This window comes from Marinomonas spartinae (assembly GCF_016461715.1).
GTDB lineage: Bacteria > Pseudomonadota > Gammaproteobacteria > Pseudomonadales > Marinomonadaceae > Marinomonas > Marinomonas spartinae_A.
Genome location: NZ_JAEMUI010000040.1, coordinates 1 through 12415, shown reverse-complemented (window position 1 = coordinate 12415; position 12415 = coordinate 1). Strand labels below are relative to the sequence as shown.

Sequence of the window (12415 nt, the reverse complement as noted above, 5' to 3'; positions counted from 1 at the left end):
ATCCGGAAACAACTTCCATGAGTTTTGAAAAAAAGAATAGTATTCAATGAATAATAGATCCGCTTCTTTATCACTCTTGATGCCATGAATTACTGCCTTTATTCTTTCGCGCCGCTGTTCTTGAAAAGTTAATTCGCCTAACAAATATCTTTTCATGTGCTCACGAGCTACAGTATCCCAAACTTTGACGAAATCAGACTTCTCTGGAATCAATCGATCAGAGAACATGTCACAAAATTTACTGGCTGCTATATCCTGTGAAGTTTTATAGTCAAACAACGTATCATCAATATCAAAAAAGATCATAAAAAATATTCCAGAAGTATAACTCCGACAACTCGCGCATCCTTAAAATGAAGGCAAAGCCGCAATGTAGTAGCCACCGCCGTGATTGGCATGCCTATGTGGAAACCTTAAATTCGGTATAAACGCCCTTAGCTACTGCAATGACTCTACGCCACCTTGGGTCCTTTAAAAGGTCGATCACTGCAACTGCATAACACTTGCCAAGCAACGAAGAGCTCTCGCTGCTGCGACTATAACCCACCGTTAAACGGCGGCGCTTTATATAGGGAATGTGTTTTTTCATGGTGTGACCTCCCTGTTATATTCTGTCGCTGAAAACCAAGCTTAATCAGAGCCTCTTTTGCCAGATAACCTAAGTTCGCCACTATTTTGATCCTAACTTCTTATTTTTTAGCGCGATTCAACTCTTAAGGCAAGACTATTCCCTCAGAACACGAACCTTAGCGTGCTGTGTTGGCGCTATCCAGCGACGACCATGCAGACGATCAGAAAAGCTAAGTTTCCAAAAGTGAGGTTGACATATATATTGGAAGCCATATAATGGCTTAAAACTTAAATCACAACATCATCAAAGAGAGGCTTGATATGAGCACACTTTACTCAACAACTGTAAACGCTGTCGGCGGACGTTCTGGCACGGTCAAAAGTGACGATGGATTGTTAGAACTGCCACTTGCCCTCCCCCAGAAACTTGGCGGCAAAGGCGATGCCACCAATCCAGAGCAGTTGTTTGCTGCGGGGTACGCCGCCTGCTTCGGTAACGCCGTGATTCACGTCACGCGAAACAAGGATCAGAAGGTTAAAGATGACGACATCACTGTGGTCGCTACTGTCGGTATGTCACCGAACGATGCAGGTGGCTTTGGTCTGACGGTTGCACTTGACGTCACCATCGTCGGAGTCAGTCAGGCCGTGGCAGAAGACGCGGTTGCTGAGGCACACCTAGCTTGTCCATATTCCAATGCGGTCAAGGGCAATATTGATGTCAAAATCACCGTCGAAGCGCAGCCGTAACAACTATGCCTGAGTCAAAAGAAAATTATCTTCTGCTGGAGAATCAGGTCTGCTTTCCGTTATATGCGGCAACAAACCTTTTGCAACGTCTGTACCGTCCCTTGCTCGCACCACTTGGGCTCACTTACTCCAAGTATCTGGTGATGCTCCTGTTGTGGGAGCACGAACGACTGACAGTCGGTGAGATCGGTGCCTGCCTTCATCTAGACAACGGGACGCTAACACCGTTACTGAAACGCATGGAGCGGGACGACTTCATCACCCGTCGACGCGATCCACAGGACGAAAGACGGGTTTTGATTGAGCTGACTGTTCACGGTGGGGAATTACGAGCGCAAGCGCTGACCGTCCCTGAGAAACTTGCCCAAGAGATTTCACTTCCGCCAGATGACCTCGAATCGCTACGTCGGTCTGCCGTAACCTTGGTAAACCTTCTGACCAAAGTGGACTGACTCCAGAGGAACATCGATGGTCCAAGAATCGCGTAAATCTGTAGCGGCAGTGACCTAGCAGACTCTAAAAACCCAAAGGAAGTGGGGGTTAAAGGCCGTATTGGACCTCCTAGGATCGGGCTGTTTAGTCAGCCCGCAGCTGAGATACACGGCTGTGGGATCGTAATAAAGTTGATAACAAAACTTTTCGGTCACTACTAGGAAACTAACCGTAGGCACGTCTCGGAAACGGATTCTAACGAGGATGTCCCGATAGTTTCCTTATTTTGCTGATTCGGGTGATCGGCGAGTCTAGGGCGTAGCGCCGCAGAGACAGTGAATGTCACTGTGTGCGTAACGTGCAGACATATTTTCGCCCCAGCCTCGGCGGTGCACAAAGCTTTCATCAGAGACAGAACCTTTGCCACACAAGAACGTCCTACGGATACACCGATATTGACTTATATACCGTAAGCAGGAAAGATAACATCAATGCTGAAGAGAAAAGAGAAGGTTTGTCGGATAAAGTCACGAAGAGCCCTTGAGGTCCGTCAAGCCAGCCAGCTGGGCTGACTAGACCTATAACAAATAACAATAAATTTAGCATTTTTATCCAGTCATTTCCCCTACACTACACTTTTCATGCGTTAAAGCGTCAGGTGCCCAAAATAAACAGAAAAGCGCTTGCCGGCGGCGTTACGTATATAACCTTAATCCGCTTCTGTTTCAGAAACCTTGGTCTAACAGCGACACACAGTCCTAGTCAGACCTACTTAATCTTTTTGAGGAACCACTATGGCAAAAACAATTGCAGAGTTTCTGGTTGATAGCCTAGCCGACGCTGGCATCACCCGCATCTGGGGGGTCACCGGCGACTCTCTTAATGGTATTAGCGACGCACTGGAAAAGCACGAAAGCATACAATGGATTGGTACCCGTCATGAAGAAGTCGCTGCTTTTGCAGCAGGTGCTGAAGGACAAGTAACTGGTCAACTGACGGTCTGTGCCGGATCCTGTGGGCCGGGCAATATGCATCTGATAAACGGTGTCTATGACTGTCATCGCAGCCATGTGCCTACTCTCGTCATCGCGAGCCATATACCTTCTAATCAGATTGGCTCAGGCTATTTTCAAGAAACCAATCCTAAAATGCTGTTCTCAGAATGCAGCGCATACTGTGAAATGGTTACCTCACCACAGCAATTACCTTACGTCCTCGATGTCGCCATGCGAACCGCAATCCTGAAACAGGATGTCGCCGTTATCGTGCTGCCCGGAGATGTTGCACTGCTTGAAGCCCCTTCGACAAAAATGAACTGGCAGACACCTGAACGCCCTTCTGTGACACCTTCAGCACAAAGTATCGATGAGATGGCGCGGTTACTAAATAATGCGAAAAAAATTACGGTTCTTGCTGGAGCAGGTTGTCAGGGCGCTCATGAGGAACTGCTGGCACTGGCAGATACCCTCAAGTCACCAGTGGTACACGCCATGCGGGGTAAAGAGCACGTTGAATTCGATAATCCCTACGATGTAGGCATGACTGGTTTGATAGGTTTTTCTTCTGGTTACCATGCTATGGAAAATGCTGATACGCTGATCATCTTGGGCAGTGCGTTTCCTTATCGAGAGTTTTATCCTCAAGAAGCAACCATCATTCAGGTAGACAGATCTCCCCTTGCACTGGGTGCGCACGCTAATATCGATCTTGCTTTACAGGGTAATGTGAAGGAGACGCTTCACGCATTAATGCCAAAGCTGAAGCGTCATGATGACACGAGTTTTCTGGAAGCTGCCCGTAAGCATTACCATTCAGCTAGGCAGGCCCTTGATAAGCTGGCATCCCCGTCGGACAACCGGAGTCTTATCCATCCTCAGTATCTGACCAAACTGATCAACGAACACGCCGAAGACAACACCATCTTCACCTGTGATGTCGGCACCCCTACCGTCTGGGCAGCTCGCTATCTGACAATGAATGGCAAGCGTCGCCTACTGGGATCGTTTAACCATGGTTCTATGGCGAATGCACTGGCCCAGGCAATCGGCGCTCAGAGTATCGATCGCCAGCGTCAGGTGGTTGCGTTGTGTGGAGATGGCGGTTTTTCAATGCTAATGGGAGATTTGCTGAGCCTTAATCAGCATAAACTGCCCCTTAAAATCGTTGTGTTTGATAATCGTTCGCTAGGATTCGTCGCCATGGAGATGAAATCAGCGGGATTCTATTCTCATGACACGGATTTGGATAACCCTGACTTTTCTGCCATTGCCCGGGGAGCTGGTATTGATTCTGCGTACGTGGAAAATGGCAGTGAACTGGAAGCGGCAGTAAAAACCATGTTAGCCAGTGAAGGGCCTTATCTGTTGTCAGTGAAAATAGCCAAACAGGAACTGGCAATGCCACCGAAAGTAAAGATGCAACATGCCAAAGGCTTCAGCCTCTATATGCTCAAAGCCATTCTGAATGGCGATGGCGATGCCCTTGTTGAATTGGGCAAAACCAATCTACTTCGTTAATTAACTGGACTCACAAGATGTTTACCCGCTTTACATCGGCTTTGCCGCCGATACAGCTGCAAGGCGGGTAAACATTTCTCATCAACGTTACAACTTAGAAAGGAAGTATTTACACCAAACGGCACTGTGGAGGCATAGATTTCCTCAGTGAGACAATCATAACCCTAGGTTAGAGCAGGACTAAAAGAGCGATAAAACCTATCCCGCTAGGAGCATAACGAGGGCCCAAGGTTAAAACGCGTATTCGACATTACTAAGTGTGAAGCTTGTAAACAGAGCAATGCAAAGGTAATTGCTTGTATAACCGAGCTTGGCATTGTCCATAAAATATTGGCTCATCAAGATAAACAAGACTCACCTATCATCGCCAAATCGAGTCTGAGCAAATGACATTTATTGACGACTACACCATTCAAAGAAACTTTGAATTTGCTAGGCCAGTCAATTGTGTATAAAAAACAGGACGTATGTAGGAATATGGAAAAGAGGAGACATTTTTCATAGGCTGTACCTCACCCCAATGCCAAGGATAGTCAATAATATTAATTTAACTTATACTGGATTACCAAAAATAAGTACCTTTGTAAAGAAGGAAATAAAAATGACTACACCAAGCAAACAAACGCCTCAATCAGGCGACGCCACAAGCTTTCGCTGGATCATTGTGGCGATGCTCGCCGCGATCATCCTCATCAACTACATTGATCGTTCAGCAATCTCTTATGCAATTGGACCCATGTCGAAGGAATTGAGCCTCAGTGATGCGCAGCAGGGGATGATCCTTGGTGCCTTCGGCATCGGCTACGCCGTGACGACGCTTTTGGGTGGCATTCTGGTCGACCGATTTGGCGCACGGATCGTGCTATCGGTGTCAGTTGTCGCCTGGGCTTTGGCCACCGCCTTTATCGGCGTCGCCAGCAGTTTTATTCTGATCCTAGTCGCACGCGCGGCGCTCGGTCTTGCCGAAGGGCCGATGTTCCCAGGCCAGACAGGGGCCATTGCAAACTGGCTATCGGGACGGGAGCGCGGAAGAGCGCTGGGCTATTCGCTGGTGGCCGTGCCAATCTCGCTGGCCATCGGTGCGCCGATCGTCTCCTATATCACCGCACTCACTGGCTGGCGCGAGATGTTTCTCATACTGGGTGTTGTCAGCCTCCTATGGATGCCACTGTGGTGGATCCTGTTTCGCAACCACCCCAAAGACAGCAACAAAGTGAATGAAGCCGAGATGGCGATCATCGCTGATAAAGAAACGCACGATCGCGACCCCGACGCCCCCGTCGTGGAGCATAAGCCCACAAGCTGGGCAAAACTATTAACGAACGGCACGCTTCTGGCAAACTACTGGGCGTTCTTCGTTTTCGGCTACTTCCTGTTCTTTTTCATGTCATGGCTGCCGGGTTATCTTGAAAAGACCTTTAAACTGTCTATCACCAGCGTCGGATGGTTCTCAGCCGCGCCCTGGGTTGCCGCTGCCGTCGCACTGCTCCTACTCAGCAACCTATCGGATAAGCTTTTGCGGCTTACCGGCAAGCTACGCATTGCCCGAAGCTATCTGATTGCGGTGACACAAGCCCTGGCGGCACTGGTGATCCTGCCCGTTGCCTTCACCGACAACTTGACGCTGGCCCTGATCCTGATCACCATTGCCGTCGCCTCGTCCATGAGCGCGAATGCCGCCTTCTACGCCGTCAACATTGACGTCGCCCGCGACCGTTCCGCCACTGCGCTCGGCATCATGGACTTCGGCTTCGCTATCTCTGGCTTTCTGGCACCGGCGTTGACTGGCTTGATCATTGGCAAAAGCGGAAGCTTCGCCGATGCGTTCATGTTGATGTCAGCACTCGCGGCATCTTCCGTGGTCGTAACCCTACTCTTCCACCGCCCCGATAAAGCATAGAAGAGTCGATCACATACCCCGTGCCCAGTTTCATTGGGCACGGGACAGAAAGTAGTGAGTGAGAATTGAGGTGAGACGCCGAACTATCGCTACGGTTGGCTAACGTTTACGGTTGGGACGAGCCCTAAGTCCGTACTTGTTAATGTTCTGCCACTGGCTGAGAGGCAATTCATAATGTAAAAGTTTTCGATCACCAACCATTACCTCTTTTTTGTATTCAAAGCCATTTTTTGTCATAACCTTTCCGGAGGCAGGATTCTCTGGTAAGTGCCTCGCATAAATCAAATCGAGACCATATTCATAAAAACCATACTCAATCATTATGGCGGCAGCTTCTGTACAGTAACCATTTCCCCAGTAAGGAACACCAACCCAATAGCCTAAATTGCCGCACGCACCATCAATTTGAGTGATGCTAATTGCTCCTATGTGCTCTCCAGTCTTAGAAAGCTGAATGGCAAGAGAAATGGCTTCTCTGTTCTTGAACCAACCCTCATGTTTTGAAATCCACTCTTCAGCCATTCCATCTAAATATGGATGCGGAATGTTGGCGGTCATATCAGCAATAATTTTATCGCCAGCTAATCTTTGTACATTTGCCGCATCTAATAATTGATAAGGACGAAGGACAATCCGTTGCGATTCAAGTGTTGGTATCAATTTCTATTTCTCCAAATATTAGTGCCGCGCTAAGCAGTGAGCAACGCGACCAGCCAACCTAAACCATTGTGTCGTAAACACTAAAGCTGATTGAAACCAAAATTGATAAGCATTGTAAATCAGCCTTAAACGCTTTGTTATGAGTATGATTTAAATGGTGCGAGATCCATACCTTCGATGCCACAAACAGCCTTAACGGTTGGATTTGCACAAGGCCGATTCAAGTACGCCGCTAACTGATTGAAAGTAAGTGGCGATTTCTCTATTGGTAATGACCACTCCGCCAGCATAAACAGCAAGTAATTCGTCGATATGCATACATATTGCGGATACTCATAACGCCAGCCACCAACCGCACGAGGTACGAGCATCGGCTGCATGGCCTTGTTTCCATGTTCCTTGTCGCATGTGGCTTACCATGACAGCGCGGCTTAACTCAACAGGAACTTGCAAACTTCACTTGAGTGCTCCTGAAGAAATGCTTGCTTGTTTGACAACGGCTCCGTGATTTGTGGTGGAGTCTGATCCATAAATGAGAAATGACCTGCACCTTCAGTTATGCGAACATCCACGGTTTGCCAGTCAAGCATGGCATGAGCCAACCATTCAGTTTGGGCAGGTGGAGTGATGCTATCCTCCGAACCTACCCATGCCAACATTGGAATCCTTAATGCGTCAAGCGCGCCAAGAGCCTGGAAGAATCCAGTGGGAGGAGCCAATAGAGCGAGCCGGGTAAATCGGCTATCCGGTGCGATATTGACGCGCCGACCAGGCCCTAACCACATTTGTCCACCCGCCAGAGCGATAAGGGTAGCTGCGCCGATTGAGTGCCCAACCCCCACAGCGGTTGTGCCAGACTGAAGAAATTTGTCAAGCGCAAGAGATAAGCGCCTCGCCCGGAGGGTCAAATCTGTTTCCCTAGGCATTGGTGTGGTGAGTCGTTCGAAATGTGGTGCAATGACCGTGAACCCTGATTTAGCTAGCGAGCCCAAGAGCGATGTATGGCGTTCCGGTTGACCACCCGACCCCACAGCAAAAAGAACAACCGGGGAAGCGGTTGTTGCTTCGTATACAGAGACTTCAAATGACTCCGCCCCATCTTGCAATACCTGTGTATGCATCAAAAACTCACTCCTTACGTTGGTTGAGCTAATACAGATAATGTAAACCTGTTAAGTGGCCGCCAAATACCACAAAACCTAAATAAACCACCGTAAACATGGTGCAAACTTTGAAGTAAATTCGCCACATGTTGGCAGTCCGTCATGAACAGCTTGTTAGCCCTATGCCCACAGACTGTCTGCCTCAACCGCTTCTATTTTGACTCCGAAACTCGAAATATCGGGCAAGGTAGCATTGTGGTGCTCTCGAATTTGAGCGCCACTGGCATGCTTCTTATCATGGGTTGTATGTGCATCCGAAACCAAAGTTACAGAGTACCCCAAACCTGCTGCTCTACGAATGGTAGTATCAACGCAAAACTCAGAGGCATAACCACACACAATTAAGCTATCGACGTCTAGCTCGTTCAAAACATTTTGAAGATTTGTATTCAAGAACGAGTCTGGAGTCGTTTTACGAACGAAATGATCACAAGCCTGTGTTACTAAGCTCGACTGTAATGCCCAACCTCCGCTCTCATATTCAATGAGGGAGTTCGGTTGTTCATGTTGGATAAAAATGACAGGAACTGACTTAGCTCGCGCCAATTTGGTAACTTCATTAATTTTGTTTAACACCACTTTTGATTCAAATGGTTGAGGCTCTGGGTCGAACAAAATACTTTGCACATCAATAACAAGAACGGCTGATTTCATAAAAGTTTTCTTTTGTTAGGTGGTTGCACGCATTTCATATGTTGTCAGTGTATCCAAGTACGGCTTAAAACCAAGCCTCTGATAAAGTTCCTTTGCTGGATTTGAGCGGAATACGCTTAATTTTACAGAAGCACCTTTAGAAAAAGCCCTTTCTAGAATGTCAGTGATAACTCTTTTTCCAATACCTTGACCACGTAAACAAGCATCTATCTGAATTTGAATTAATTCCCAATCATTTCCTTCTTCAACAACCTTTACTAATCCACCGATTGCTCCATCAACCAGTATTATCTTTGCGCAGTCGAAACGATATTCGATTCTTCTAACGTGATCGGCATCATCTAGCAACACCCCTTCAGCTTCCAAATGGGGAGTCATCGACTCTTTTCTCAAAGAAAATAGGTAAGCAAAATCTTCTTTCAAAGCCTGTCTATATGTTATTTTCAACTTTACGCTAACCCCTTTGTACACGAGCGAAAAACGAACGCCAGTGAATTTTGAGTCCAAAGCCGGCCCGGTAAGGGCTGTGTGCTACAATTTGTTAAATTTTTTCCATGAATTCAAGTCTATTACCAAATGGATCTCGAATATCAAAGCGTTTATAACCTTTGATTTGAGTGTTTTCCATAACTTCAACATTATTGCATTGAAGCAATTCACGCATGCTTTGTTCGTCTTCAATTTCAAAAGCCACATGTGCTTTTGACTTATGTCGATTTTCTAAGTCTTCTATGCCTAAATGAAGCTGAGTTGCACCAACTTTTAACCAAAGGCCACCATTGCGCTTTAGCACTTCCGGCTTTTCCAATTCAGTTAATCCTAGTAATTCACAATAAAAAAGGCGTGCTTGCTCTTCTGCCCCCTTTGGAATACTGATCTGTACGTGGTTTATTCCGAAGATCATTTTACGACTCCCCTAGATTTAACACCTGAATTAACCCGCGCCGCAGAGCAGCGTTGGCTTGAATGAATAGTTAGGACACATTAATGGGAAGCGCTGCATATGGATGGACTGGAATGCGCATGGGCGGCTCGGCCAAAAGATCGATGATCTCGTCGCGGAGTTCGTCAACGAGCGGGCTATTCTCATAGTTGACTTTAGCTTCTTCGGATTTAAAGACCTCAACGTTCCAAAGGATGTCTGGATCTCCGTCCTCACGAGCAATAATGAATCGATCGGAAGCCCCAGATTTCGTCATTCCAGCGCTAGCTAATTCGAAAAGCTTGTCGCCTAGGCCCGGTTTTGCTCGCATTTTGATAATGTAAGCGGGTTGATCTTGAAGTGCCATAAAGTCTCCTATAAATCCTAACGCCCAATTAAGTGGTGAGCAACACTACCACCTAACCCAACCTAACCTAACCTAAACTACTACACCGTAAACACCAAAACTCGACTTGAATTGAGAACACCGAGCATTGCAAATCTCTCTTAAACGCTTTGTTATAACCGTTTTTCCATGTGCAGAAGACCCCACTCTTCACCTTCAAATGACCTAGTACCTACTTCATGCGAGGTGACAGAAAACCCCAATGACTCATAGCAGTTCCTAGCCACTGTATTTTGCTCAAATACTCCAAGTGTCAAGACACTAGTTGCGTACTTTTCTTTTGCTAACTCAATTAACTGCCCTAGCATTTGCTTAGAAATCCCCTGACCACGAAAGCCATTTGATACGAATACTCGACAGATTCGGAAATGGGACTCGGCTACTTTGAAGAGTTCGACATAGCCTGCGCTTTCCCCTGAAACAACAAAGATAAAAGGAAACACTTCAGGCTGAGAACAATGTTGGCTAATTTGTTCGGAACTCAAGGGAAACTCGAACTTTGGACCACCCCATAGGTAGTTCAATTTACCCGAGTCAATCCAGCTAACAAGTAACTCGTAGTCTTCCTTTTCGAATGCTCTAAGTTTCATTTCTTCCTCAAAGGTCATAGACATAATGACTCCCCACGAGGCTAGCCTCCAATTTCGTGGGTTAGTGTAAAACCCGAGCCATAATGTATGTGTCAACAACTAAATCATGGAGGCAAGCATGATTGAACATAGCATAGTTTTTATTGGGTTGGACACTCACAAAGAGTTTATTGGTATGGACCCACTTTTGTAGACATCTCATAGCTATATAATAATAGGTAAAAATGAGGTGAATTATGAGTGGAAAACGGATTTTTCTCACCTAGTCAAATGCGTTTTCTAAGTAAATTTTCAGGTTTATCGTATTAACAAAATTTAGCTTTTATGGTTGCGTTTTATGATGCTTTGATATTATCGAAGTAAATCAGATTCAATTCAGGTAAGAACGGAGAACAACATGAAAAAGGCTTTAATCACCACCGTAGCTGTAGCAGCTCTGTCTGGTTGTGCTTCCACCAGCAGTTACGAACCCACAGCGTACAAAACCAATCACAGTCGCGCTTACAACATCGCGGAGGCCGGAGGTCTGGTAACTGGCATTCAAGATGCTTCTGTTCCGCGTGACAAGCTGGAGCGCATAACCGACACCAAAACGTTTGGCGCAGCCTACGTGCTGTCTGGCTACATATCCCCTCAGCTCGGCATGACCGACTGGCAAGGTGGCTTGGTCAACCTTGCGAACTGGGCTATCGGCCCCAAACAGCATGGTGCTCGCAATAGCTTGATCGCTTGGATGCCAGCTAACGAAGCCGTTTCACCAGCAGATGCTCAGGGCAAACTTCTTTCACATGTGAAAGTTTCCATCGAGTCAGCGCTGACTGATTTGGGTGCTGATTTTACGCTGCTCTATGACCAAGATGGTGAGCTCACCTATCAGTTCTACAAGAGCGAATGGGATTGCCCTACTTGGGTTGATGGTAAAAGTAAGTTTCGTGACATGTGCGTAATCGACGTTAAGATTGTCGAACCAAGAGCTGGTACTGCACCTGATTTTGTCTCAGGCGCTCAAGGCGCAGCGTATGCCTTCACATCAGGCCACGAGAGCCAGTACAACTATGTGAAAGTAAGCAATGGGGCCGCCAGCCACGCCCCGCAGCAAGCCATCTACGCAGACATAAGCAAACAACTCCCGGCTTGGGCTTATATCTACCTTGCCCCTAAAACTGTGAAGCTGGAGAACGGCGACAAAGTTGCATTCCCCTACCTTCTGGAGCAAGGCAAGCCCGAGCTTTTTGTTTACCCGCAAGCCTAAACAATAGGCATTAAAAAGGGGCCTTTCGGCCCCTTTTTTTATCCCCCTCCCCCGCCGCTTGTCGGCGCTCCAGTTTGCGGGTCCAAGCTGTCTGTAGCTTGTTTCCTCTTGGCATCGAGGTCTATCTCTTGCATACGGTCCAAGGCTCGTTGTTGCGCGTTCTCCCGTGTGCCGTCGATATTGAAGTCACTACCCGAGCCAGTCAGTGAATCTAGGTTGATCGAGCTAGGGTCCGGGAATTTCCCGTTCTGCTGTAAGATGCCAAGCCACTCGTCCAGGTTTACCTTGCTCCAGTCGATCTCTGCAATTTTATCCAGAGGGATGCCACCACACTGAGGGTTCTTCGGATCACCAAAGGACTCACCCAGTTGAGGACGTACCTGCTCTTGGATAATGCGAGATAACGGAGAGTTGAAACAGCAATAAGCCTCTCGCTTCTCAATACAAGCACCAAGTATTATGAAAATACAACTGATTTTGCGCGATTTTGCGAGACACCCATATTAAATACCTATCTACATCATACAAAACTATCTTCTTCGCAGAAAGAATTTATATGGAATTCATCTTTTATCGTTTCGTTAAGGGGTAACTAACTGC

At 47.0% G+C, this 12415-nt stretch carries 14 protein-coding genes and 1 pseudogene; 5 read left to right on the top strand and 10 right to left on the bottom strand.

Annotated features, from left to right (window positions below; all coding sequences use genetic code 11):
- Window positions 1-306, bottom strand: a 306-nt coding sequence (locus JHD45_RS21925; RefSeq protein ID WP_199478729.1) for a hypothetical protein, incomplete at its 3' end; no start/stop codon positions are given.
- A 585-nt stretch (window positions 307-891) separates the two neighbouring features.
- Here JHD45_RS21925 and JHD45_RS21920 point away from each other — a divergent pair.
- From JHD45_RS21920 to JHD45_RS21905, 4 genes are all read left to right on the top strand, one after another.
- Window positions 892-1320 (top strand): organic hydroperoxide resistance protein, encoded by a 429-nt coding sequence (locus JHD45_RS21920; RefSeq protein WP_199478728.1) that lies wholly within the window; start codon window positions 892-894, stop codon window positions 1318-1320.
- A 5-nt stretch (window positions 1321-1325) separates the two neighbouring features.
- Window positions 1326-1772 (top strand): MarR family winged helix-turn-helix transcriptional regulator, encoded by a 447-nt coding sequence (locus tag JHD45_RS21915; RefSeq protein WP_199478727.1) that lies wholly within the window; start codon window positions 1326-1328, stop codon window positions 1770-1772.
- A gap of 774 nt (window positions 1773-2546) precedes the next feature.
- Window positions 2547-4268, top strand: coding sequence for a ubiquinone-dependent pyruvate dehydrogenase (gene poxB, locus JHD45_RS21910; RefSeq protein WP_199478726.1), 1722 nt, complete (start codon window positions 2547-2549; stop codon window positions 4266-4268).
- A gap of 601 nt (window positions 4269-4869) precedes the next feature.
- Window positions 4870-6168 (top strand): MFS transporter, encoded by a 1299-nt coding sequence (locus JHD45_RS21905; RefSeq protein WP_199478725.1) that lies wholly within the window; start codon window positions 4870-4872, stop codon window positions 6166-6168.
- 99 nt (window positions 6169-6267) lie between these two features.
- On the opposite strand, the gene JHD45_RS21900 is transcribed toward JHD45_RS21905, so the two are convergent.
- The 8 genes from JHD45_RS21900 to JHD45_RS21865 all read right to left on the bottom strand — a co-directional run bounded on the left by JHD45_RS21900 (window position 6268) and on the right by JHD45_RS21865 (window position 10587).
- Window positions 6268-6828 (bottom strand): GNAT family N-acetyltransferase, encoded by a 561-nt coding sequence (locus tag JHD45_RS21900; protein ID WP_199478724.1) that lies wholly within the window; start codon window positions 6826-6828, stop codon window positions 6268-6270.
- A gap of 137 nt (window positions 6829-6965) precedes the next feature.
- The gene (locus tag JHD45_RS21895; RefSeq protein ID WP_199478723.1) at window positions 6966-7208 is read right to left on the bottom strand and encodes a hypothetical protein; all 243 of its coding nucleotides are present in this window, start codon (window positions 7206-7208) and stop codon (window positions 6966-6968) included.
- Window positions 7209-7259: 51 nt separating this feature from the next.
- Complete coding sequence (locus JHD45_RS21890; RefSeq protein WP_199478722.1) at window positions 7260-7736, bottom strand: hypothetical protein; 477 nt, start codon at window positions 7734-7736, stop codon at window positions 7260-7262.
- 375 nt (window positions 7737-8111) lie between these two features.
- Window positions 8112-8645: a cysteine hydrolase family protein gene (locus tag JHD45_RS21885; protein WP_199478721.1), complete on the bottom strand. Its 534-nt coding sequence runs from the start codon at window positions 8643-8645 to the stop codon at window positions 8112-8114.
- 15 nt (window positions 8646-8660) lie between these two features.
- On the bottom strand, window positions 8661-9092 hold the full coding sequence (locus JHD45_RS21880) for a GNAT family N-acetyltransferase (protein ID WP_199478720.1): 432 nt from the start codon (window positions 9090-9092) through the stop codon (window positions 8661-8663).
- Between the two features lie 94 nt (window positions 9093-9186).
- A complete protein-coding gene (locus JHD45_RS21875) occupies window positions 9187-9549 on the bottom strand; it encodes a VOC family protein (RefSeq protein ID WP_199478719.1) in 363 nt (120 codons plus the stop codon).
- A gap of 70 nt (window positions 9550-9619) precedes the next feature.
- A complete protein-coding gene (locus JHD45_RS21870; RefSeq protein ID WP_199478718.1) occupies window positions 9620-9934 on the bottom strand; it encodes a putative quinol monooxygenase in 315 nt (104 codons plus the stop codon).
- A gap of 152 nt (window positions 9935-10086) precedes the next feature.
- Window positions 10087-10587 (bottom strand): GNAT family N-acetyltransferase, encoded by a 501-nt coding sequence (locus JHD45_RS21865; RefSeq protein WP_199478717.1) that lies wholly within the window; start codon window positions 10585-10587, stop codon window positions 10087-10089.
- 373 nt (window positions 10588-10960) lie between these two features.
- On the opposite strand from JHD45_RS21865, the gene JHD45_RS21860 reads away from it, so the two are divergent.
- Entirely contained in the window at window positions 10961-11815 is an 855-nt protein-coding gene (locus tag JHD45_RS21860; protein ID WP_199478716.1) for a hypothetical protein, read from the top strand.
- A gap of 38 nt (window positions 11816-11853) precedes the next feature.
- On the opposite strand, the pseudogene traN reads toward JHD45_RS21860, so the two are convergent.
- A pseudogene (traN, locus tag JHD45_RS21855) lies at window positions 11854-12273 on the bottom strand (conjugal transfer protein TraN); the annotation flags it as partial.
- Between the last annotated feature and the right edge of the window lie 142 nt (window positions 12274-12415).